Source organism: Bacillus sp. 2D03, assembly GCF_003946765.1.
Taxonomy (GTDB): Bacteria; Bacillota; Bacilli; order Bacillales; family Bacillaceae_G; genus Bacillus_A; species Bacillus_A cereus.
In genome coordinates, this window is record NZ_RPSJ01000001.1 from 184347 (window position 1) to 208524 (window position 24178).

Sequence of the window (24178 nt, forward strand, 5' to 3'; positions counted from 1 at the left end):
GAGGCTGCGGCCTCTTTTTATTTTTTCACCTTTTTTTGTACATCTTTTATTAATTCATTCATCGTTTTTCCTTCTGTTTTTATATGAAGAGCTTGTGCTGTTCTCCATACATTCTCTCTTTTTTTCGCTTCTTCTATAATAGTAATTTCTTTTCTAACTTCCTTTAAATCTTTTCCTTCCGTTTTCAATCCAAAATGTTCAGCTTTCGTTCGAAAGTGTTGTTCGATTCTTTGTTGCATCTCTTTTTGTTCAGGATTTTCAGCAGCCTTAACTGGATCAGAACTTATTGCTTTTATTAAAATTAAACAAGTCATAATCGCTAATATGTATTTGTACATGTAAAATCCTCCAACCCAATATAAATTACATATTTACTATGTACAACTAGGGCTTGGAAAATTCGTCCACAAAAATTCTTTTTTTCGCTCAAAAACCAATAATATCAAGCGTTCACAACTATTTATTACATTTTATTTACAAAAAAAGCAAACCCTTTTACAAGTTTGCTTTTTCATCTATCTTATAATGCACATTCTTCAATCTCAAATCCTAAATCTGCAATCATACCCCAGTCCGCAGTCGGCTCTTGTCCAGCTGTCGTTAAGTAGTCCCCGACAAAAATAGAATTTGCTGCAAATAAACCGATTGGCTGTACAGAACGTAAATTGATTTCACGTCCTCCTGAAATACGAATTTCTTTTGTTGGGTTTACAAAACGCATCATTGCAAGTACTTTTAAACATTCTACTGGCGTTAACTCTTTTTGCCCTTCAAGAGGTGTCCCCTTTACAGCAACAAGGAAATTACAAGGGATAGAATCTGCATCTATACGTTGTAATTCAAATGCAATTTCAGCACGCTCTTCAATTGTTTCTCCCATGCCAAAAATTGCTCCAGAGCATGGTGAAATACCAGCTTGTTTTGCTTTTTGAACTGTATCAACACGATCATCATACGTATGAGTTGAACAAATACTATCGTAATTATTTGCATGTGTATTTAAGTTGTGATTATAACGGTGCACGCCTGCTTCCGCTAAACGTCCTGCTTGATCTTCATTTAAGAAACCTAAACAACAACAAATCTTCAAGTCTGTCGTTTCACGAATTTCCTTAACTGCTCCAATTACGTGATTTACCTCTTTATCCGTCGGACGACGACCAGACGCTACAATACAATATGTACCTGCTTTACGGCGTATTGCTTCATGTGCCCCTTCTACAATCTTCTCCTGCGTTAACCATGCATATTTATCAATCGGTGCTTCTGAAATAATAGACTGTGAGCAATATCCACAATCTTCAGGACATAATCCAGATTTCGTATTAATAATCATATTCAATTTTACTTTCTTACCAAAGTGATGATGGCGAATAATGTAAGCTGCATTCATAATTTCTAAAACTTCTGTATCATCAGCTTCTAATATCGCTATTGCATCTTCTTTCGTAATCATCTTTTCTTCCACTACGTCGTATGCAAGTTTTTTCCAATCCCTTTTTGTTTGTACTTGTTTCATTTCATCTCTTCCCCTCTTTTGTTATATGTATAAATAAAGCATGATACGTTGCCATTATCCCTTCATTTCCCGTGAAGTCTCTTTCGTATATGCGTAGCATCGCACGAAAGAGTGAGAGACTTTGACAATATGATCCTTCATTGCTATTAGTTGCTCCTACTTTTCGAATAGAATGCAGAAACTCCTTAACTTCTGTAAAACTCTCTATGTAACATGTTTCAGAAACATGCACATCCCCTGTTTCTATCTTACATATATGAAGCAACTGATCTTTTGAATAAAAACGTTGACCAATCGATGTTTCATTTTTTATATTTCTTTCTTCTTTCGCACGTTGGAACGAAGCATGCAATTCTTGAAATGTTTCATGTCCAAACGTTGAAAAGAGTAATATCCCATCTATAGACAAATGTTGAAATAAATTTCTTAACACTTGTTGTAAATTATTTAACCATTGAAATGTAGCATTTGAAATAATGACATCATATGATTCTTCTAATCGTAATTGCTCAATATCTTCACAGTGAAACGTTACATTTTTTACATTTTGTTTAGTTTGCGCAATCGCAATCATACTTTCAGCAAAATCAACTGCTGTAATATGTGCTTTCGGAAATAACTTTGATAATTGTTCTGTTACATACCCCGTCCCGCATCCCAGTTCTAAAATACGTATTGATGCCGTTTCACTATATCGTTCCTTTAAGATTGAAAGTAATGAATGTGCCATCTTTTTTTGTACATTTGCATATCGATCGTAAGATACGGCTGCCCCATTAAACCGTTTTTGTAGTAACGTTTTGTTGATCATGTCGTATCCCCTCTACAAATTGAATTATCTCATTTGCACAATATTCAAAATTCGTTACACATAATGCATGCCCTGCTTCACTTACTACTTTCAGCTCGCTGCTGCTATTCTCCGTCATACTACGTGCCGCAGACAATGGGCATATTACATCCTGTTCTCCGTGAATAAGTAGTATAGGTACTTTAATTTCTTTTAGTTCTTCTCTCATATCTGTTTCTATTAAATAATCCAAACCTAGTTGTAAAGACTGAATAGAATCACCTTTAAAACGGTCTACAATGTCTTCAAAGTTTTTATTCCCTTTTAGCTCATCTTTCGTAAACATATTTTCATAAAACCGCTTGAGCGTATCCTCTCTCCTTCTCGCCAAATTCCTTTTCAGCCGTTCTACATGCAAAGCATTCCATCCATTACTATAGTCGCTCGTATTTGTAAATTTAGCAGTCCCACCAATTAATACGATGCCTTTTGCCTGAATCTTTGTATAAGCTTCAACTGCTGCTAACGCTCCTAGTGACCATCCAACTAAAATTACGTTGTCGTTATGCGCTACATCTATAATTCGTTCCGCAAATTCACTTCGTTCTCTCACATTACGCCAATCTACGCATTCAACAAGATATCCTTTAAAATACGGAAGTACTAAATCCCAAATATTCTCTTCCATTCCCCATCCGGGGATAAAAATAATCTTTAGCTCGTTCATACGAAAATCTCCTCTTCTTTCGCAATGTGAATAATTCGGTCAATAGCCCATTTTAAATCAGCTATTGTATGTTGCGATGTAACTGCAAAGCGAATTCGAGAACTATGAACCGGCACAGTTGGCGGACGAATTGCAATGGCCGCAATCCCTGCCTCTTGCAACCTTTTACTAAATCGTAAAGCATGTTCATTTGAACCGACTACAATCGGTACAATATGAGTTGAACTATTCCCAATATCAAAACCAGCATCCCTTAATTTAGTTCTGAAGTATTCTCCGTTTGCTATAAGGTTCTCTCTTCTTTCGTTATCTTCTTTTACAATTTCAATTGCTTTTTGCACTGCTCCTAACGTACTTGGTGGTAAAGCTGTAGTAAAAATAAAGCTTCTCATCATATTTTGTAAATACTCTATATAAATTTCATCACCTGTCAAATACGCACCATAACACCCTAAAGCCTTGCTAAACGTCCCCATATGTATATCAATTTTTTGAGCAAGATTTTTTTCAATATGAGATAACCCAGCTCCGCCGATTCCATATATTCCACTCGCATGTGCTTCATCGACTATAATGATTGCCCCGTATTTCTCTTTCAGCTGTACTAAATCTCTCAAATACGCAGTATCACCATCCATACTAAAAACGGTATCTGTTACGATTAATTTTCTGCTTTCAGGCGAAGCCATTTTCAACAGCTTCTCTAAATGATCCAAATCATTATGACGATACCTTTTATGCTCTGCCCCGCTTAATATGATTCCATCAACAATACTTGCGTGATTTAACTTGTCACTAAAAACAATATCGTGCCGAGAGGCCAAAGAAGATATGGCACCTATATTTGCCGTATACCCACTATTTACAATTAAAGCTCTTTCAGTACCTTTCCAGTCACATATGCTTCTCTCAACCTCTTCATATAATGGATGATTTCCTACAACGAGACGAGAGGCAGTCGCTCCAGTTCCATATCTTTTTGTACAGGCAATAGCAGCTTCTTTTAACCTTTCATCTCCAGCTAACCCTAAATAATTATTTGACGCTAAATTTAACATCCTTTTTTTATCTCGAATAAGCCAAGTCTCTTCTGCCTTCTCTGTTACATGCAAATCACGATACTGCCCTTGCTCATGTAATTGTTGTAATTTACATTGAAGGTGCGCCCGCCACGTTTGATTCATTTTGGATAAACTCCTCTAATTTTGAAATCATAATATGTTCTTTTGCAGATTCTAATACTTCTTCTTTCGTAAACTCACCTTCAAAGAATGGTAATAATCCTAAAACTGGTACCCCGCTCAGCTCTTCAATCATCTCTTTATTTTCTTGCACTCTTTCCATTTCACATTCTTTGCAACCTGATAAAATGACACCCGCTACGGTTAAGCCATGCGCCTTTGCATAAGCAATCGTTAACACTGTATGATTTACTGTTCCTAATGTAGGACGAGCTACTACAATAAGAGGCAACTGTAATTCTTTTGCAAAATCAATTACTAAAGCATCTTCTGTATATGGGACAGCAAGCCCACCTGCCCCTTCTACAAATAAGCTATTAAACTCTTTTAATAGTTCATTATAGTAATCAGTAATTTCTTTTAACTTTACTACTCTTCCAGCTCTTTTCATGGCAAGTCTCGGAGCAAGTGGTGCTTCAATAGAATAAGGGCAAATTTCATTTTCTTGTGTCGGCACACCTGATAATGCTTTTAACCTTGCCGCATCTCCCTCAGGGTTTGATGCAACATGCCCACTTTGCAACGGTTTATATACTCCGATGTTATATCCCAATTCTCTAAATACACCGGCTAATGCACCGGCAACGACAGTTTTCCCCACTTCAGTATCTGTTGCTGTTATAAAAAAACCGCGCATTATTCTCCCTCCGTAACATCCGAGATTGCTTTATACAAAATACGTAACATATCATCAATCTCCTCAATTGTAGAAGCAAGAGGTGGCATAAATACAATCGTATTACCGAGCGGTCGCAAGATCATACCCAGCTCTCTTGCGCGTTTACATACTTGAACACCGACTCTTTCTGTCCAGTCAAACGCTTCTTTCGTTTCCTTATTCTTCACAAGCTCAATACCAACCATTAATCCGCACTGACGAATATCACCTACATGTTTATACGCAAAGAGCTTTTCTAATTGCGCTGCCACATAATCCGTTTTATGTGCCACTTCTTCTATTAAATTTGTTTTTTCGTATAGCTCTAAATTAGCGATTGCTACGGCACACCCTAACGGATTGCCTGTGTAGCTATGTCCATGGAAAAATGTTTTTTGTTCTTCATATTCTCCTAAGAAGGCATTATATATTTCATCCGTCGTTACCGTAACTGCAATTGGTAAATATCCACCTGTTAAACCTTTCCCAGCAGTTAAAATGTCTGGCGTCACATTTTCATGTTCACACGCAAACATTTTCCCTGTACGCCCAAATCCAGTCGCTACCTCATCTGTAATAAATAATACATTGTACTTAGTACATAAATCGCGCAGTTCTTTTAAATATCCTTTTGGCATTGTAATCATCCCGCCAGCACCTTGCATTAATGGCTCCACAATGATGGCAGCTACTTCTTCATGCTTTTCTTTCAACAATTCTTCCATTTCTTCTAAATGGCTTTTTACAATTTCCTCCCTATTATTTCCGTAAGGAGAACGATATGTATATGGATACGGCATTTTAATCGCATCAAATAAGAGCGAACTATACACTTGGTGAAACAAGTCTATTGCTCCTACCGAAACAGCTCCAATTGTATCACCGTGATATGCTTCTTTTAATGTAACGAATCTTTGTTTCTTTCGTTTCCCTTTATGCTGCCAATATTGGAAAGCCATCTTAATTGCAATTTCAACAGCGGTAGAACCTGAATCAGAATAGAATACCTTCTTCAATCCATCTGGTACAACCTCAATAATTTTTTCTGCTAATAAAATAGATGGAACGTTAGCAAGTCCTAACATAGTAGAATGAGCAATTTTATTTAATTGCTCACGAATTGCTTCATCTAATTCCGGTACTTGATGTCCGTGAACATTTAACCATATAGATGAAACACCATCCCAATATTCATTACCATTTACATCGTATAGCTTTCTTCCCTCTCCACGTTCAATAATGACAGGATCTTCTTCTAAATAATCTTTCATTTGTGTAAATGGGTGCCATACGTAAGCTTTATTTTTCTCTGCTAATTCTTCATATGTATAAGATGATTTTTCAATCGTTTTACTATTTATTGTCACAATTGTCACCCCTAATGTTAACTTGTTTATAAATATAGTTAACATTAAATCCGAATGACTGTCAATTATTTTAAAATCAAATAGTTCTTAAAAAAGAACAACTTATCATACGATAAGTTGTTCTACTTTCCATGCTGTATCTTTCCAATTTCTAAAATAATTTCTTCATCTTTTTTCCCCTCTGTATCAATTCCAAGTTGCTTAGCGTGCTCAATTAATAAATCATGACGCTTCTCAAACCTAGCGGTATTTACTTCTTTCGTAACCTCTTCTTTTGTTTTTCCCTCTGTAGAAACTCCTAGTTTCTCTGCTGCTTTTTCCATTGATTTCTTCTCTTCTATTTCTTTTACTTTCTTCACTTCTGATTGTTGTATTTGCTTTTGTTTCAGTTGCTCTGATTCAGCCGCAAAAGCTGTGTAAATTCCAGCACTTCCTCCAATAACTAATAAAGTGGTAAAAAGAATTATTTTTTTCTTCACTCTTTCCTCCCCCTTTCAAATTCATTATAACGTACATTTTTACAGCATTAAAAACAATTATCCTTTATTTCCCTAAAAAAACATTTAATATTTTTATTGACATGTAAGATGAAAATATGATAAAAATTTAACTAACATCATATGAATCGGCGTTGATAGGATTTAGTAGTATTTCGATTTCTGATTTCAGAGAGCTGGTGGTCGGTGCGAACCAGTACAGAGCGAATTATGAATTACCCCCTGGAGCTTCTTTTACGAAACGTGAGGAGTAGTGAAAGACGGTTATAGACCGTTATGTCTAAAGAGTGGTGAAACGACACTGTTTCACAATTTAGGGTGGTACCGCGAATTTTTCGTCCCTGCATATATTGCAGGGGCGTTTTTTATTTTATAAGCGCATATCATATGACCCTTTATTTTGTGATACATTCATTTCACAAGCTAGGGTGGTACCGCGATTTCTTCGTCCCTGCATAATTATATGCAGGGACGTTTTTTTATCCAATCATTTCCGTATCATATAGAAGAACAAACAATTACCGGTAATTTGTCACAAAATTCTAAATTTTAGAAGGAAATATACAATATTGGCGAATTTTATATAAAAAAGAGCTATTTCATATTACTTAGGAGGGGAAAACAATGGTTTCAAAAATTGAGTCTGTTCTTTTAACAATTTTTATCTTTTTCTGCATTGGCTTTAGTGTTATCAAATTAGAAGTTTCACCACACATCCCGATTTTATTTGGCATCGTTCTTTTATTAGCGTTTGGATTTATGAAAAAAATTGATTGGTCTACTATGGAAAAAGGAATGATAAGTAGTATTTCAGCTGGTATTCCATCTATATTTATTTTCTTACTTGTAGGCGTATTAATTAGCATTTGGATCGCAGCTGGAACTATTCCAACTTTAATGGTATACGGCTTCCAACTTGTATCTCCAAAAATTTTCGTTCCAACTGTTTTTGTTGTTTGTGCAATTGTTGGAACGAGTATCGGTAGTGCATTTACAACTGCTGCAACTGTAGGACTTGCCTTTATGGGAATGGGTACTGCCCTTGGATACGATCCAGCTCTAATTGCTGGTGCAATTATTTCTGGGGCATTCTTCGGAGATAAAATGTCTCCTTTATCTGATACAACAAACTTAGCGCCTGCTGTAACGGGTGTAGATTTATTTGAACATATTCGTAACATGCTTTGGACAACAGTGCCAGCTTTCATTATTGCTTTTATCGCATTTTTCATTTTAGGAAGCGGATCTGGTGGAAACGTTGATTTCTCAGCATTTATTAACACATTAGAAAAAAATGCAACGATTTCTATCGTTACACTGATTCCTATTTTATTACTGTTCCTATTCGCATTTAAAAAGGTACCCGCAGTTCCAACATTACTTGCAGGAATTGTGGTAGGGATTATTATTCTCTTTATTTTTAAACCTAGCACTTCTTTAGCTGATTTAATAAAAATTATGCAAGACGGTTACGTTTCTAAAACTGGTATCAAAGATATTGATAGCTTATTATCTCGCGGTGGCCTGCAAAGTATGATGATGTCAATTGCTCTTATTTTCCTAGCTCTTTGTATGGGAGGATTATTACAAGGAATGGGTATTATAGCGCAGCTGATGAATATTATCTCTAGCTTCGTAAAAACTAGTACACGCTTAATTATTTCTACTGCTTCAACTGCAATTGGTGTAAACTTCTTACTCGGTGAGCAGTACTTATCCATCGTTTTAACAGGACAAGCATTTGCTAATAAATACGATGAAGTCGGTTTAGAACGTCGTAATTTATCACGAGTATTAGAAGATGCTGGTACAGTAATTAATCCACTCGTACCATGGGGTGTAAGTGGCGTATTCTTAACAAACGTTCTTAGCGTTCCAACATTCGATTACCTGCCATACGCAATCTTCTGTTTAGCATGTCCAGTCGTAACCATTATCGTCGGCTTTACTGGATTCGGCCTTTCATGGAAAAAAGAAAAAGCAGTACCAGTTTCATAATATAATAAAAAGGATTACCAAATCGGTAATCCTTTTTATATTTCTCGACTATCTATTCGCTTTCTTTCTTCTAAATAACATAAGTAATCCCGCTCCAACAAACGCAAGACCCGCTCCAATTGTAGAAGCAATACTTGCACCTGTTTTCGGTAAATCACGTTCATCTTTTTCAGCTTCTTTATTTTCACTTACAGTTGTTGTTGTTTCTTTTGTATTTTGATCATCTGTTGTAGTTTGTCCAGATCCAGTATTGTTTCCATCTTGTTTTGGTTCATTACCATTATTACCTTCTTCTGTTGGTGGTGTTGGGTTTTCTCCATTACCTGTTGGCGGTGTTGTTGGATTTTCTCCCCCACCTGTTGGCGGTGTCGTTGGATTTCCTTCACCAGTTTCTTTATCATCATTTTTCTTCGTTATATCAATTGCATATTTAGCAAATTCATTTTCAGATGGTCCAACATATGATATGTTCCCATCTTTCTTTATATACTTTTGTGCATTTGGTGAAGAATCAAATGTTGTATTTAATTTATCTGCAACAATCGGTTTAAACGTCCAATTTTGATCAGCTGCTGGATCAATATTTTTTATTTTTTGCATATACTTCACAATGATTTGACGTGTTTCATCTTGTGATTGGTATACAACCTCCCCTTTACTTACACCTGGGAACGTTTGACTACTTCCACGATAGTTATTTGTAGCGACGATGAACTCTTGATCATCAGCTACTGGCTTACCTTCATATGTCATATTTACAATACGATTCGTATTTGCATTTACAACTTTTCCATCTTTATCGTATTTCGCCGGTTGTGTTACATCAATTTCGTATTTTAAGCCATCTAAAATATCGAAGTTATATGTAGGATAGCCTATATTTACTAATGGCTGTTCTTCTGTTTTCTTTGGATCAATTGTATTAAACTGACCTGCAGACATTTCAAGCCATTCTTTCACTTGTGCCCCATTTACTTTTACAGCATATAACGTATTTGGATACACGTATAAATCTGCAACGTTTTTAATTGCTAACGTTCCAGCTGGAATATCCGTATAATATGTAGCACCGTTTCGGCCACCTGCTTTAAATGGTGCGCCTGCAGATAAAACCGGAATATCTTTAATCTTTTCGTACTCTGGTTTTTTAAGTTCTTGTTCTACATACCATTTTTGCGCATTTGTCACAATTTGTACGGAAGGATCATCTTGTACTAATGAAAAATAACTATTAATTGGTGCTTTCGTTTCACCTACAGGTGTATTTACATAGTCGATTGTCGCTTGATGCTCATCTTTAATTTCATTAACTAATTTTTGATCAGATTCTACTAATGGGGTACCTTTACTATTAGCAATCGGGCGAAGTTGTGGCTTAGATTGATCTTTTTGTACTTCCCATTTTCCGTTTACCTTTTTCAATTGCATATCAATAATACCTAAGTTACTACCAAAAACACCAGGCATTACAACTGGAACACCATTAAATACATCCTTCACTTCAGTATGTGAATGTCCCATTAATACTGCATCTACGCCAGGAACTTGTGTTGCTAAATGATATGATGCATTTTCCATTCCTTCGTTGTATCCACTCTTATCAACACCTGAATGCGCTAGTGCAACGACAATATCTGCATGTTCCTCATTTTTCAGTTTCGGTACTAATTTATTCGCTGTTTTGACAATATCTTTCGCTTTTACTTTTCCTTCTAAATTTGCCTTATCCCAGTTCATAACTTGAGGTGGGACAAATCCTATTACACCAATTTTTACTATTTGTTTTTGGCCTGCTTCATCCACTACTTCTTTCTCTAAAATATGATATGGTTTAAAATAATTTTCATCGTTCGCTTCATTATTATCATGATCATCTTTATAAACATTCGAGTTAATAACCGGGAATTCCGTTTTACTAATTACTTTGTTTAAATAGTCTAAGCCGTAGTTAAATTCATGATTCCCAAGAGAGATGACGTCATACTTCATTAAATTCATTACACGATATAATGGATGTGTATAACTAGGATCCACAGGATTCTTCGGATCTTTTATTTTATTTGCTACATAATCTCCAAGCGGTGTCCCTTGTAATGCATCTCCATCATCAAATAGGACAGAGTTTTTCGCTTCTTCACGTGCTTTATTAACGAGTGTTGCAGTTTGCACGAGACCTACTTTATTATCTGTTTTCGTTTGATAATAATCGTAATTCATTAAGTTAACGTGAATATCTGATGTTTCTAGAATTCGTAAGTTAACTGTACTCTCCCCAGTGTTCTCATCTGCATGAGCTGTTGCTGGCAATACTTGCGGTGCTATAACACCAATCGCAAGAGTTGCTCCAGCTAGCATTTTTTTTGACTTTTTCACAAAAAATCCCCCTTATACAATTACCAGAAATAATGAAATGAATCCCTATCTGTCTCTAACCACATACCTTTTTTCTTCTATTAGAGACACAATTTTCATTTCACCCTGCGCTAACGAGTAGTCCCCTTAAACGCCCGATTGATGAAGACTATTAATTAATAGGAAATAAAGCTCCCACTCATTAAAGTTTCACCTTATCTGACATTATCATATATAAAGTTCTTTCCTATCGTCAATATTTTTTGACAAACTTCAACAAATTTTCTGTAAAGTTATTATAAACTTTTCATAAACATATAATATGCCCTTACATTGCTAATACTGCTGAATATGATACAATTACCAATTACAAGGAGGATGAATTTATGAAAAAAGTCATCTTAACAATTGTTTGTCTCCTCCTTCTGATCATTTCTTATTCTTATTTTGAAAAGAACGACGAGACAAAACAAAATGAATCTGAAGAAAAAACAGAAAAAACATCTGCCCCAAATTGGATTGATAAGCAAACAAACGAATCTTTTTATCATCTTGTATTAGGTGATTCACTCGCTAAAGGATATGGATCGACACAAGGTGGATTTGCTGAATTAGCTTCTAAGCAAATAGAAGCACAAATTCATAAACCAATTACAGTAGAAAACCTTGGGGTAAACGGTCTTACAACAGATCGTCTCGCTAAAAAAGTTCAATCAGAAGATGTAAAGGAAAAAATTAGAGCAGCAAATATAATTACAATTAATATTGGAGGAAATAATTTATTTCGTTTAAATCGTGATGTTGGTGTTATAGATGGTATAAAAATGTTAAATAAAGAAAAAGCCCATTTTGAAGCGGATATAAAAAGTATTGTAAAGACAGTTCGAGATCAAAATCCGGACGCTTTACTCATTCTCTCAGAACTCTATAACCCGTTACAACTCGATGAATCCATCGCAAGTTATGCAGATATGTTTTTAGATGGCTGGAATGAATCTGTTTATTCCATTTCCAAAGCAAATCAACCATCTATTGTTTTACCAATTCGCAAATTAATATCAAATGATAAAAAAGAGTTATTATTTGACCAAGTACACCCAAATGATAACGGCTATGCAATTATTGCCAACACATTTACAAAGCAAGTGTTATCCTACAAATATTAAAGCGACCATGAAACAATTCTATTTTTATAACATGTCTTTTTTGTTACAATGATAGTGGAAGGGGGCCTTTATATGGAATCACGCGAGTGGGAACGTATTGTTGATCATCTTCTTTCGCTAGTGCCTCTTTTTTATCGCAAATTTATGCTTCCTGGAGAATTTTCTTCTCAAAGACATATGCCGCCATCACATACACAAGTATTACTGCTTTTGCATGAAAACGGCACATTAGCAGTTTCCGAAATCGGCAAGCGGCTAGCGATTTCACGGCCTAACATGACACCTCTATTAAACAAACTTATTCAAGAAGAACTAATAGAGCGTCATTATAGCGAAAAAGATCGACGGGTCATTTTAATTTCTCTAACAGCTGAAGGGAAATTATTAGTAAATCAGTATCAGCAATTCATTTTAGACAAACTAAAAGAAAATTTCCAAACATTATCTGAGGAAGAGCGCGAAAAGCTCATTCATTCTCTTCAAACCATTCAAAATTTAATTTTGAAAACAAACGTATAAAGCTGCTTCTAAATAGAAGCAGCTTTATGATTCGTAATAATTACCATAGTATACATTGGAATATGGCCATGTTGTTAAATATGGTTTTTTTTCCTGTGTAGGCTGTTGTGTTGGTAATTGTGGTATTTGTGATAATTGCTGTAATTGTTGTTGCCGATATAATTCGTATTGTCTACTCGTATCATAAACCGGATAATAATTTACATATGGATATACTTGAGGCACGTAATAATAATACATTATCCTCTCCTCCTTTTTCTTAAACATATTCAAAGGAGAAAATGAATGTGACATTGTTTATAATTGTACAAGTGGTTCTCTCACTCGTTTCTTCCTTTTCTTCAAACGTAACTTACGGTTCTTTTCGTATAAATAATGCACAACGAAATATGAAATGAGACCAAACACAACTCCTAAAATCGTCATTCCAATTAATACATACACTTCACTTTGTAATAAGCTCTTTAATATCGTAAAAATGTGACTTGAAAACAAGTCCGATATCGTAAATGGTTCATGATGAATTTTCTGTACATGAAATGGATAAATCATTTTTCCTAGCGCATACGCAAGCGGAAATAAAAATACTGGGAGAAACGATATTTTCCCAATAATATTGCCAATAACTGCCGCAGGAAAAGATCCCTTTGCTAACCTGACGATTGGATAAAATATTACATATACGAGCGATGCCGTATAAATGACTAACATTTCTAAGCCGAATCCTATAGCAAACCCTAACGATACTTTCTTTGCGCCTTCTGGCGATCGAAGCAACTTATAATATTGAAACTTTAATATTCTCCACATCCGCTGGAAAAACGAATATGTTTTCTTAGTTGTTTTCACCCTCATCATCTCTTTAACTATATTTTTATATGTAGTATGTCCTTACACACTCTGAAAAACAAATTTAGTTTTCTCTTTTATTATAAATGATATCGAAATGGTTAACCAAATATACATCCGACATTTTAATATAAAAAAACCTCCCTTTTAGGAAGGCTCTTCTACATTTTTAAATAAACTCACTAATAACGCTTTTTGAGCATGCAATCGATTACCAGCTTGCTCAAAGACGATAGACTGCGGTCCATCTATAATTTCTCCTGTTACTTCTTCTTCACGATGGGCAGGTAAACAGTGTAAGAAACGATATGTTTGCTTCGCATGCTTAACAAGTTCGTTATTGATTTGGTAAGGTTGAAATAAAGTATACTTCTCTTCTTCGCCCTCTTGCCCCATGCTCATCCAAACGTCAGTATAAATGAAATCTGCTTCATTCACTGCTAATTCAGGATCATGCAAAACTTCAATTTCAGCTCCTGTTTCCTTGGCAATTGCTAACGCTTTTTTTACAATCTCTTCATTCGGTTCATACCCTACAGGCGTTGCCACAGTCATATGCATTCCGACTTTTGCACTCGCTAGCAACAATGAATGACATACATTATTTCCGTCACCTACGTAAGCCAATTTTATTCCTTTAAATGTATTTGTTTCTTCGTATATCGTCATAAGGTCTGCCAATGCTTGACAAGGATGATGATCATCCGTTAAACCGTTAATAACAGGAATACTCGATTCTTTTGCAAGCTCTTCTACATCCGCGTGTGAGAATGTACGTATCATGATCCCGTCAATATACTGCGATAATACTTTCGCAGTATCTGAAACGCTTTCTCCTCTTCCCATTTGCATCTCTTTCCCACTTAAAAACATACCATGTCCCCCGAGCTGTACCATTCCTGCTTCAAAAGATACACGAGTACGAGTGGAATGCTTATCAAAAATAAGCCCTAATATTTTGCCTTGTAATAAAAGCTCTTGCTTATTCTTTTTTAAATATATAGCGAACTCAATTAAAGAAATAATTTCTTCTTTCGTTAATTCTTCTAGTGTTAAAAGATCTTTCGTATTTAATTTCGGTACTTGTACAGTTGACATGAAACTTCCCCCTTATATGATTGATACGTTTTTTGTACAAACTACTTTTTTTATTATATATACTGCCTGTTCTAACTCTTCATTCGTGACAATGAGTGGCGGTAATAGTCTTATCACATTAGGACCTGCTTGTAATACGAGAAGTCCTTCGTTTTCTAGTTGTTCTATAAAACTTGCAACTTCATGCTTACACTCAATCCCAATCATAAGCCCCTTACCACGTATATTTTGAATACATTCGACATGCTGTAATTCCTCTTGCAACTTCTCTAATACGTACTCGCCTTTTTCTTGTACTTCTTTTAAAAACGATGGTTTTTCACTTACTTGCAATACTTCTTTCGCTGCAGCCATCGCGATGTAATTCCCGCCAAAAGTTGAACCGTGTGATCCTGCAGTAAACGACGCTCCGAGCTCTTTCCGGCCAATCATCGCTCCGACAGGAATCCCATTCCCAAGCGCCTTTGCAACGGTAACGATATCAGGCTCTATTCCCACTTGTTCATAAGCGAATAGTGTTCCAGTTCTTCCTATCCCCGTTTGTACTTCGTCTATAATAAATAAGGAACCGAACTTATTACATAATGTTTCAATCTCTTTCAAAAAAGATAGATCAGCAGGTATTACTCCTCCCTCTCCTTGAACAACTTCTACCATTACCGCCGCAACTTCTTCATTCATTACTTCCTCTAATGCTTTAATATCGTTAAAAGGGATATGTAAAAAAGATGGAAGTAATGGACCAAATCCTTCTTTTACCTTATCTTGGCCCGTTGCACTCATCGTTCCAAATGTTCTACCGTGAAAAGACTGCTGGCATGTTACGACGAGAGATTTTCCAGTATGCTTACGTGCTAACTTTAAAGCCGCTTCATTTGCCTCTGCCCCACTATTACAGAAAAACACATAATCTAATTCTCTATTTTCTGTTAATAATGACGCAACTTCTTCTTGCAAGCTGTTTGTAAACAGGTTAGATATATGCCATATATCATCAAGTTGCTCTTGTACACCTTTGAGAACAGTAGGGTGACAATGTCCTAGATTACATACGCCAATTCCTGATGTAAAATCTAAATATTCCTTACCGTTATTATCAATAACTTTCGTTCCAGTTCCCTTTACAAACTCAATAGTTCTTCTGCCATACGTTTGAAAAAGATGACTCGTCATGCAATACTCACACCTTTCGTTACCGTCGTTCCAATACACTCTCCCGTAACCTCAGTAAAATCTTTTGTACCATTCACAATACTTATCTTTTGCACTCCCATTTTTAATGATGCTAGTGCCGCCTGTACTTTCGGAATCATCCCACCTGTAATAACACCTGTTTCTATAAAAGTAGCAATTTCAGATTCATCCGTTTCCTTTACCAAATTCCCTTCATGTAATATTCCATCTACATCCGTAATAAAAATAAGCTCTTTTGCCCCTAACGCAGCCGCAATCCCAGCTGCAGCATTGTCCGCATTTATGTTATAAATTTCATTACCATTTATCCCGATTGGAGCAATAACAGGAATATACTCCATATTTATTAATCCTTTTAATAAGGCTGTTTCTACATAACTTACTTCCCCCACATATCCTATCTCTTCGCTGACAGGTTGAACTTGAAGTAAATTGCCGTCACACCCTGAACAACCTACCGCAAGTAAATTATGCTTTTGTAAATTCATTACGAGTTTTTTATTCGTACTTCCGCATAGCACCATTTGAACAACATCCATAACTTCTTTTGGTGTTACGCGTAATCCATCTCTTTTTTCTACGTTGATGTTACAATCTTTTAATTTGGCATCAATTTCTGGCCCACCACCATGGACAATCACTACTTTATACTTCTGCTGTAATTTCTTTATACAATCAAAAAACACATCATTTAATTGATTCAACATACTACCGCCGCATTTCACTACAATATATTCGCTCATCTTCTCTCTCCTTATGTACGATAACAAGCGTTTATTTTCACATATTCATAGCTTAAGTCACAGCCCCAAGCTGATCCTGTCTCTTCTCCTAAGTGTAAGTACACATTAATGACTATTTCATCTTCTTGTAATCTCTCTTTCATTTCTTCTTCAGAAAATGTTTGAGGCTCACTATTTTTTAATACCAATATAGATTGAAGAGTAATGTCAATTGTATTCGGATTAATAGCTACTTCACTTTGTCCAATACTGCTAATAATTCGCCCCCAGTTTGGATCTTCACCATGTATTGCTGTTTTCACAAGACTCGAACCGACTATTTGCTTTGCAATTTTTTTTGCCTCTTCATTCGTTTGAGCTCCTAGCACATTTACTTCGATTAACTTTGTAGCGCCTTCACCATCTTGCGCAATTTTCTTTGCTAAATCTTCACATACCTTCTGTAAAGCACATACGAAAGTTTCCCAATCTGTATGTTCCATATTTATCGGCCTTGTTTCTGATAATCCACTTGCCATAACGATGACCATATCATTCGTAGAAGTATCTCCATCTACCGTAATTTGATTAAATGTATGATTCGTAATTTGGGATAATGCCGTTTGCAATACGTCATGCTCTATATGAGCATCTGTCGTAATAAAACTAAGCATCGTTGCCATATTCGGATGAATCATCCCTGAACCTTTTGCAACACCCGCAATCGCCACTTTCTTCCCATCAATAATCATTTCATAGCAAGTTTCTTTCGTTATAAGATCCGTCGTTAAAATTGCTTCAGAAAAAGAATATGCTTCACTTTCTTCCTTCGTCGGTATAAGAGTTGCAACTCCCTTTCGGATTATATCCATCGGCAGCGGAACACCAATTACACCTGTTGAAGCTACTGCAACGTAATTTTCTTTCAATCCAAAATGTTCCGCCCCTAATGCGCGCATCTCGTATGCGTCTTGTAATCCTTTCATTCCAGTACAAGCATTTGCATTTCCACTATTAACGATAATTGCTTGTAACTTCCCTTCTGCCGTTATACTATCCTTCGTTACTTGTAAAGGGGCTGCTTGTATTTGATTCGTTGTATACACAGCGGCACATGATGCTGGTACGTCACAAACGATTGCCCCTAAATCCTTTTTCTCCTTTTTCAGACCATTTGCAGTACCAATTGCCGAAAAGCCTTTCGGCGTTACAATCGAACCATTTTCTAATTTTGTAATAGACGCTACTTTAATCATCATGTCCCCCTTATAGATAAAGCGGCATATGTTGTAAACCTGTTGTCTCTTCTAGTCCCGCTATTATGTTTGCATTTTGAATCGCTTGCCCAGCCGCGCCTTTCATCATATTGTCTATAACAGAAACGACCGTAACTCTTTCTGTTCTTTCATCGTAAGCTATGCCAATATCACAATAATTTGAGCCTCTCACTTCTTTTGGACTTGGAAATTTCCCTTGCGTACAAATTCGGATGAAAGGCGATTGTTCATACGTTTCTTCATACAATTTTTGAAGTTGCTTTATTTCCATCTTTTGTTTTACTTTTGCATAAAGTGTAATCATGATTCCTCGTGATATCGGTATTAAATGTGTGCTAAATGTAATTGGCTGTAATTCACTATTCCATTCTGTAAGCATTTGCTCAATCTCTGGAACGTGCTGATGCTGGTTTACTTTATAGATGTGTAAGTTATCGTATAGCTCAGGAAAATGAGTCATTGTTGTTGGTGTTTTACCTGCTCCTGTTACCCCTGATTTCGCGTCAATAATAATCGAATCTTCTTCAATCATGCTACTACGTACTAACGGTGCTATCGCTAGCAATGTGGCTGTAGCAAAACATCCTGGGTTTGCAATTAAATTTGCCTTTTGAATCTCAGTCCTTTTCCATTCACTTAACCCATACACTGCTTTTCTAAGAATTTCTTCTTTCGCTGCTGGCCTTTTATACCACAATTCATATGACGAAGGATCTATCATACGAAAGTCTCCAGATAGGTCAATTACTTTTAAACCTTCAGCTAATAACTTGGGAGTTAACTCCGCCGATACTCCTGCTGGTGTTGCTAGAAATACGATTTCTGCTTCTTTCCCTATTGTCTCCACATCAATTTCTTGTAACGTATGAACGAGGACATTTCGAAGATGCGGATATACATTTGTTATACACTCACCAACTTGTGAAAAAGAATGAAGAGATGCTATAGAAAAATATGGATGTTGTTCTAATAAACGAATTAACTCAATGCCCCCATATCCAGTGGCTCCAATAATTGCGACTTTCATAAGTTCCTCCTCAAATCGATTCTTTAAATTAAGTATGATTATAATATTGTATATTTATAGAGTCAATTAAATATTTATAAATTTTACAAACTTAAAAAACTTAATTTTACTAGAAAAATAATATACACAACCGAATTTTTATACAAAAATAGTGCATGGTAGTTTTTTTATTTCACTTCAAGTACAATAAAACAATACATACGTACATACAGGCGGGAAAAAATATGAACGAAAAATTAATTGAGAAAATGATTATAAAAAGTTTTCAGCAATATCAATGCAGTCCAATATCAAAAGAAGATCAGGAAATGCTAGTGAAACATATTCAAACGGTGACTCATTCAAATATTGAAATTGATTTATACGAGGAGATTGAGGATATTGTTTATGATTATGTGACTGGAAAACAATAAAAATAGGAGATTTCCATGTGGAAATCTCCTATTTTTTACTTAATGATTTACCTGCTACACGTTCAAATAAACCTGGGAATAAAGCATAAAGTTTCGGGCCAATTCCCATCCACTTCGGTAAGTTTACTTCACGTTTTTTCGTGTGCATCGACTTTACGATTTGTTCTGCTACGTATGTTGGTTTTAACATGTAACGTCCCATATTCTTTACATATGTACCAGATTGATCCGCTATTTCAAAAAAGTTTGTATCTATCGGACCTGGATTAATTGCTGTAACATAAATATCTGTATTCGCTAATTCCATGCGTAAACTATTCGTAAATCCTAATACAGCATGTTTCGTTGCTGCATACGCACTTGATTTCGGAGTTGCAATTTTTCCGGCAAGGGAAGCAATATTAATAATATGTCCTTCGTTCTTGTTTACCATATAAGGTAGTACCGCTTTCGTACATGCTACTAATCCAAATACATTTACTTGGAACATATCTTTCACTTCATCCATTGACGCATCTTCAAACGTTTTAAAAATACCAAATCCCGCATTGTTTACTAATATATCAATACGTCCCACTTCTTGTAATACCTTTGAAAAAACAGACTGTACTTCCATCTCTTCACTTACATCTAATACATAATAATAGCAAGGCGTATTATAAGTTTCTTTAATTTTGTCTACTAACGCTTGTAGTTTCTCTTCTGTTCGAGCCATTAATACTGGAGTCGCTCCCTGTGCTGCAACTTGCATTGCAACTTGCTCACCAATCCCACTAGAAGCACCTGTAATGACGATTACTTTATTTTGTAAACGTCCTGTCATTGCTGTCACCTACTTTGCATAATAAATCAATTGTTGCGATGACTCATCAATCATCACTTGTTGATTATATGCTAAATAGTCCAATTGTCCAACCGTTTCTGAAATAGTAAGTGGTAATTGTTCTTTATATAATACCGGAAATAGTTTTACACATACTTCAAATGCTGTCATTGGTTTTTCCTTTAATAACTCAAGCACTTTAAAAGCACGTGTTTCTTGCTTTTGTAATCTCGTTTCAATAAGTTGTTTCACATTTAGAACATCTTCCCCATGCCCTGATAAAATACGTGAAATATTCATTTCGCTTAAACGCTGTAATGTTTGATTATATTGTAGTAATGGGCGTGCCCGTTCTGTTTGCCCTTCATATGGTGGTTCTAGTATTGGATTCGAAGAAATATGACTGATGAGAGCATCTCCACCAATTAATATTCCATCAGATTCTCTATATAAAGAAATATGAGTAGAAGCATGACCTGGTGTTTCAAGTACTATAAATCCAGGCAAAGAATCAATACGATCTCCTTCTCTCACAGTATGCGTTAACGATCTATTACAAGAATATTTAAGTGTCCTCGTCGTCAATAACGACTCGTCTTTCAAAAATGCTGCTGGCACACCAAACTGTAAGGCCGTCTCTCTAAAAAATTCATGATACCGCTTTAAAAATTCTGGATTTTGTGTGATCCAAGGCTCATTCCAAGGATGTCCAATAATATTCGTCTTCTCAGAAAATATATTTAAAAGTCCACAATGATCTGCATGATGATGCGTAATGACTACTGTTTCAATATCTTCTAGCGTATGTCCTAATGCACCTAATTGACTTTCTAACGCATTCCTTGCCTCTTCTGTATTCGTCCCTGTATCAATTAATGTTAATGTCTCCCCCTCAACTAAAAACACATTCACAGTTTCCACTGCAAATGGTACAGGAATCTCCATTCGGTGAATCGCCGTCATGCTTAGCCCCCCTGTCTCTTTCCGGTTCAAAAATGAATACTTCTTCAGTTTACAACTTCTATATATATTTGTCATTATTTTCAGATAAAAAGAGGTGTTTCCTATAAAAAAACGAATGTATGTACATTTATAAGAATTTCTAACCAAAATTAAAGGAGGAACATCATGTCTATTCAAAACATTTCCTTTCTCGGTGCAGGCTCTATTGCCGAAGCTATTATTGGTGGCTTGTTACATGCAAATGTTGTTAAAGGTGAACAAATTACTGTAAGTAATCGTTCTAACGAGACAAGATTACAAGAGCTACATAAAAAATACGGTGTCAAAGGTACTCATAATAAAAAAGAATTGCTTACTGATGCAAATATTCTTTTTCTAGCAATGAAACCAAAGGATGTTGCAGAGGCGCTTACCCCTTTTAAAGAATACATAAATAATAACGTGCTTATTATTTCATTACTAGCAGGTGTTTCTACTGACTCAATTAGAAAACTACTTCAAAAAGACGTTCCAATTATTCGTGCAATGCCAAATACATCCGCAGCCATTTTAAAATCAGCTACCGCTATCTCCCCTTCAAAACATGCAACAGCGGAACATATTCGCACTGCAACATCTTTATTTGAAACGATTGGTCTCGTCTCTGTTGTAGAGGAAGAAGATATGCATGCTGTCACTGCATTATCCGGAAGTGGACCTGCTTATATTTATTACGTAGTGGAAGCTATGGAAGAAGCTGCAACAAAAATTGGTTTAAAAGAAGATGTTGCAAAATCACTTATTCTTCAAACGATGATTGGTGCTGCTGAAATGTTAAAAGCAAGTGACAAACATCCTTCTATTTTGCGAAAGGAAATTACTTCTCCTGGTGGAACTACCGAGGCAGGTATTGAAGTATTACAAGAACATAAATTTCACCAAGCACTTGTTTCTTGTATTACACAGGCAACGAAACGATCACATAATCTTGGAAAAACATTAGAACAACTAACAAAAGAAAAATAGAAAAAGGAGCTCAAGTTTATTTGAGCTCCTTTTTCTATAATTACACTTAGTTATTGTTCTTCCCAAAAATCTCTTCTTGCAGGCGACGACCAGTCGGCGTTGCTGCAAGTCCACCTTCTGCTGTTTCACGAAGTGCTACTGGCATCGTTTGTCCGATTCTAAACATTGCCTCAATTACTTCATCACATGGAATTGTACTCGTTACACCAGCTAATGCTAAATCTGCTGAGATCATCGCATTTGCAGCTCCTGCTGCATTACGTTTTACACAAGGTACTTCTACAAGTCCTGCAACAGGATCACACACTAAACCAAGCATGTTCTTTAATGAAATTGCCATCGCTGTAGCTGCTTGATCTTGTGTTCCACCAGCCATCTCAACTGCAGCTGCAGCCGCCATTCCACTTGCTGAACCAACTTCAGCTTGGCATCCTCCTGCCGCACCAGAAATACAAGCGTTATTCGCAACAACCATACCGAAAGCTCCTGCTGTAAATAAGAATTCAATCATTTCTTCACGTGTAGGCTGCAATTTTTCTCTTAGTGCAAATAGTACACCTGGCACTGTTCCAGCAGACCCTGCTGTTGGTGTTGCACAAATAATTCCCATCGCTGCGTTTACTTCATTTGTTGCAACAGCTTTGCTTACTGCATCCAAAATCGTATCTCCAGATAAGCCTTTTCCACTCTTCATATACGCTTGAACTTTTACAGCATCTCCACCAGTTAAACCAGTTGGTGATTTCACGCCGCGAATACCACGTTCTACTGCTTGCTCCATCACGACTAAGTTCTTTTCCATACCAGCAATTACTTCTTCACGTGAAATACTTCTTGTTTCCATTTCACATTGAATCATAATTTCTGCGATTTTTACATTTTGTTCTTTAGCTTGCGCCACTAGTTCCGCTGCGTTCCGAAACATGGTGTGTCCCCCCTGCAATTATTCCATAATAGTTACTTGACAAATATTTTGTTGCGCTTTTATTTCTTCAATTACTTCATCTGCTAATAATTCATCTGTTTCGATGACCATAAGCGCTCTTCTTCCTTTTTCTTTACGAGATACACTCATTGTACTAATGTTAATCTCATGTTTCGCAAGGATTGAAGCTACCGCTGCAATAGCACCGAAGCGATCGTTATTTACAATAAGTAGTGCTGGGCTCGTGCCTGATAATTGAAGATCGAATCCGTTTAATTCTACAACTTCAATTTTACCGCCACCAATTGAGCAAGCAACAACTTCAATTTCATCTTCACCTTTATACAAACGAATTCTCGCTGTATTTGGGTGAGGTGCATTGGCATCTTCTTCAATGAATTCTACTTCAATTTCGCGCTCTTTTGCTATTTCTAGCGCCTCTGGAATACGTAAGTCATCTGTTTCAAATCCTAATATCCCACCTATTAGCGCTACATCCGTACCATGCCCACGATACGTCTTTGCAAATGATCCATATAATGAAATGCTTACTCTTTCTGGTTCATGACGAAACAGCTGGCGAGCAACTTGCCCCATTCTTGCCGCGCCTGCTGTATGTGAACTTGATGGTCCAATCATAACTGGACCGATAATATCAAATACTGAGCGATACTTCATCATAACTCCCCCTAAACCTCTATGAAAAAATTTATTCTACTATTCTATTAAGCTGCTACATCTGTCGCTTTTCAAGTTGTACCACGAATTTGTTCTGCTGTACGAATTGGATAGTTTTTGAATAAAAGTAATCCAATATAACCTGAAATAATGCCAGTTATCATAATACATAAAATTCTTAGTATTATTTTTATTAAAAAATGATATAAGATAATCCACAATAAAGTCTGGTAGCAATCCAAAGTTTAACACAGAAGCCATTGCAAGCATAGCATAAACAAGTGATATAACCATTGCTAATGCAACTAAATTTGCACCCGCTATTCCGCCTAGACTACCTGCTGATGTTCTGAACTCTTTTAAAGAGTGG

The 24178-nt window shown here is 36.1% G+C and carries 26 protein-coding genes and 1 other annotated feature; of the genes, 5 read left to right on the forward strand and 21 right to left on the reverse strand.

The features are described 5' to 3' along the window. Positions 1–17: 17 nt before the first annotated feature. From EBQ15_RS01135 to EBQ15_RS01170, 8 genes are all read right to left on the reverse strand, one after another. A complete protein-coding gene (locus EBQ15_RS01135; RefSeq protein ID WP_000280032.1) occupies positions 18–338 on the reverse strand; it encodes a hypothetical protein in 321 nt (106 codons plus the stop codon). A 182-nt stretch (positions 339–520) separates the two neighbouring features. Further along, the gene (bioB, locus tag EBQ15_RS01140; protein ID WP_000815856.1) at positions 521–1519 is read right to left on the reverse strand and encodes a biotin synthase; all 999 of its coding nucleotides are present in this window, start codon (positions 1517–1519) and stop codon (positions 521–523) included. Between the two features lies 1 nt (position 1520). Beyond that, positions 1521–2330 (reverse strand): malonyl-ACP O-methyltransferase BioC, encoded by an 810-nt coding sequence (gene bioC / locus EBQ15_RS01145; RefSeq protein ID WP_000608902.1) that lies wholly within the window; start codon positions 2328–2330, stop codon positions 1521–1523. After that, positions 2296–3036 carry an alpha/beta fold hydrolase gene (locus EBQ15_RS01150; RefSeq protein ID WP_001004160.1) on the reverse strand — a complete coding sequence of 247 codons (741 nt, stop codon included), beginning with the start codon at positions 3034–3036 and terminating at the stop codon, positions 2296–2298. Before EBQ15_RS01150 ends, bioC begins: the two co-directional genes overlap by 35 nt. Further along, positions 3033–4220, reverse strand: a complete 1188-nt coding sequence (gene bioF, locus EBQ15_RS01155; RefSeq protein WP_001077288.1) for an 8-amino-7-oxononanoate synthase — start codon at positions 4218–4220, stop codon at positions 3033–3035. The genes EBQ15_RS01150 and bioF overlap by 4 nt, the downstream gene beginning before the upstream one ends. Further along, entirely contained in the window at positions 4186–4914 is a 729-nt protein-coding gene (bioD, locus tag EBQ15_RS01160; protein WP_001213931.1) for a dethiobiotin synthase, read from the reverse strand. Before bioD ends, bioF begins: the two co-directional genes overlap by 35 nt. After that, positions 4914–6347: an adenosylmethionine--8-amino-7-oxononanoate transaminase gene (bioA, locus tag EBQ15_RS01165; protein WP_050427516.1), complete on the reverse strand. Its 1434-nt coding sequence runs from the start codon at positions 6345–6347 to the stop codon at positions 4914–4916. The genes bioD and bioA overlap by 1 nt, the downstream gene beginning before the upstream one ends. Before the next feature lie 77 nt (positions 6348–6424). Beyond that, positions 6425–6781, reverse strand: coding sequence for a hypothetical protein (locus EBQ15_RS01170; protein ID WP_000726902.1), 357 nt, complete (start codon positions 6779–6781; stop codon positions 6425–6427). Between the two features lie 143 nt (positions 6782–6924). Next, positions 6925–7145 (forward strand) — a binding site (T-box leader). 278 nt (positions 7146–7423) lie between these two features. Here EBQ15_RS01170 and nhaC point away from each other — a divergent pair. Beyond that, positions 7424–8797 (forward strand): Na+/H+ antiporter NhaC, encoded by a 1374-nt coding sequence (nhaC, locus tag EBQ15_RS01175; protein WP_000253716.1) that lies wholly within the window; start codon positions 7424–7426, stop codon positions 8795–8797. 48 nt (positions 8798–8845) lie between these two features. Here the strand turns inward: nhaC and cpdB are convergent, their stop codons facing one another. Next, a complete protein-coding gene (cpdB, locus tag EBQ15_RS01180) occupies positions 8846–11170 on the reverse strand; it encodes a bifunctional 2',3'-cyclic-nucleotide 2'-phosphodiesterase/3'-nucleotidase (RefSeq protein ID WP_000748606.1) in 2325 nt (774 codons plus the stop codon). Between the two features lie 365 nt (positions 11171–11535). Between cpdB and EBQ15_RS01185 the strand changes: the two genes are divergently transcribed. Beyond that, on the forward strand, positions 11536–12315 hold the full coding sequence (locus EBQ15_RS01185) for a GDSL-type esterase/lipase family protein (protein ID WP_000755852.1): 780 nt from the start codon (positions 11536–11538) through the stop codon (positions 12313–12315). Between the two features lie 72 nt (positions 12316–12387). Continuing rightward, positions 12388–12834, forward strand: a complete 447-nt coding sequence (locus tag EBQ15_RS01190; RefSeq protein ID WP_000445819.1) for a MarR family winged helix-turn-helix transcriptional regulator — start codon at positions 12388–12390, stop codon at positions 12832–12834. 24 nt (positions 12835–12858) lie between these two features. On the opposite strand, the gene EBQ15_RS01195 is transcribed toward EBQ15_RS01190, so the two are convergent. The 7 genes from EBQ15_RS01195 to argC form a co-directional block, all read right to left on the reverse strand. Then, positions 12859–13074, reverse strand: coding sequence for a hypothetical protein (locus EBQ15_RS01195; RefSeq protein ID WP_000291957.1), 216 nt, complete (start codon positions 13072–13074; stop codon positions 12859–12861). A 57-nt stretch (positions 13075–13131) separates the two neighbouring features. Beyond that, positions 13132–13692 carry a DUF2062 domain-containing protein gene (locus EBQ15_RS01200; protein ID WP_002005691.1) on the reverse strand — a complete coding sequence of 187 codons (561 nt, stop codon included), beginning with the start codon at positions 13690–13692 and terminating at the stop codon, positions 13132–13134. Positions 13693–13830: 138 nt separating this feature from the next. After that, a complete protein-coding gene (gene argF / locus EBQ15_RS01205; RefSeq protein WP_000108846.1) occupies positions 13831–14781 on the reverse strand; it encodes an ornithine carbamoyltransferase in 951 nt (316 codons plus the stop codon). Between the two features lie 12 nt (positions 14782–14793). Then, positions 14794–15954: an acetylornithine transaminase gene (locus tag EBQ15_RS01210; RefSeq protein WP_000200560.1), complete on the reverse strand. Its 1161-nt coding sequence runs from the start codon at positions 15952–15954 to the stop codon at positions 14794–14796. Next, a complete protein-coding gene (gene argB, locus EBQ15_RS01215; protein ID WP_000006081.1) occupies positions 15951–16718 on the reverse strand; it encodes an acetylglutamate kinase in 768 nt (255 codons plus the stop codon). Before argB ends, EBQ15_RS01210 begins: the two co-directional genes overlap by 4 nt. Positions 16719–16729: 11 nt before the next feature. After that, positions 16730–17953 carry a bifunctional glutamate N-acetyltransferase/amino-acid acetyltransferase ArgJ gene (gene argJ / locus EBQ15_RS01220; protein ID WP_000598380.1) on the reverse strand — a complete coding sequence of 408 codons (1224 nt, stop codon included), beginning with the start codon at positions 17951–17953 and terminating at the stop codon, positions 16730–16732. Positions 17954–17963: 10 nt separating this feature from the next. Beyond that, positions 17964–19001 (reverse strand): N-acetyl-gamma-glutamyl-phosphate reductase, encoded by a 1038-nt coding sequence (gene argC, locus EBQ15_RS01225; RefSeq protein ID WP_000861250.1) that lies wholly within the window; start codon positions 18999–19001, stop codon positions 17964–17966. A 224-nt stretch (positions 19002–19225) separates the two neighbouring features. Here argC and EBQ15_RS01230 point away from each other — a divergent pair, with 224 nt between their 5' ends. Next, positions 19226–19414, forward strand: coding sequence for a YqzH family protein (locus EBQ15_RS01230; protein WP_001003222.1), 189 nt, complete (start codon positions 19226–19228; stop codon positions 19412–19414). 28 nt (positions 19415–19442) lie between these two features. Here EBQ15_RS01230 and EBQ15_RS01235 read toward each other — a convergent pair whose 3' ends face one another. Then, complete coding sequence (locus EBQ15_RS01235) at positions 19443–20237, reverse strand: SDR family NAD(P)-dependent oxidoreductase (protein WP_000147791.1); 795 nt, start codon at positions 20235–20237, stop codon at positions 19443–19445. 9 nt (positions 20238–20246) lie between these two features. Then, a complete protein-coding gene (locus EBQ15_RS01240; RefSeq protein ID WP_000125122.1) occupies positions 20247–21200 on the reverse strand; it encodes an MBL fold metallo-hydrolase in 954 nt (317 codons plus the stop codon). A gap of 165 nt (positions 21201–21365) precedes the next feature. On the opposite strand from EBQ15_RS01240, the gene proI reads away from it, so the two are divergent. Continuing rightward, positions 21366–22205, forward strand: coding sequence for a pyrroline-5-carboxylate reductase ProI (gene proI, locus EBQ15_RS01245; RefSeq protein ID WP_000027251.1), 840 nt, complete (start codon positions 21366–21368; stop codon positions 22203–22205). A 46-nt stretch (positions 22206–22251) separates the two neighbouring features. Here the strand turns inward: proI and sdaAA are convergent, their stop codons facing one another. From sdaAA to EBQ15_RS01260, 3 genes are read right to left on the reverse strand one after another with little or no spacing between them, the layout of a single operon-like run. Beyond that, complete coding sequence (sdaAA, locus tag EBQ15_RS01250) at positions 22252–23130, reverse strand: L-serine ammonia-lyase, iron-sulfur-dependent, subunit alpha (RefSeq protein ID WP_000489461.1); 879 nt, start codon at positions 23128–23130, stop codon at positions 22252–22254. 18 nt (positions 23131–23148) lie between these two features. Then, entirely contained in the window at positions 23149–23808 is a 660-nt protein-coding gene (gene sdaAB, locus EBQ15_RS01255) for an L-serine ammonia-lyase, iron-sulfur-dependent subunit beta (RefSeq protein ID WP_000877445.1), read from the reverse strand. A gap of 39 nt (positions 23809–23847) precedes the next feature. Next, positions 23848–24132: a hypothetical protein gene (locus EBQ15_RS01260; protein WP_044585103.1), complete on the reverse strand. Its 285-nt coding sequence runs from the start codon at positions 24130–24132 to the stop codon at positions 23848–23850. Positions 24133–24178: the final 46 nt, after the last annotated feature.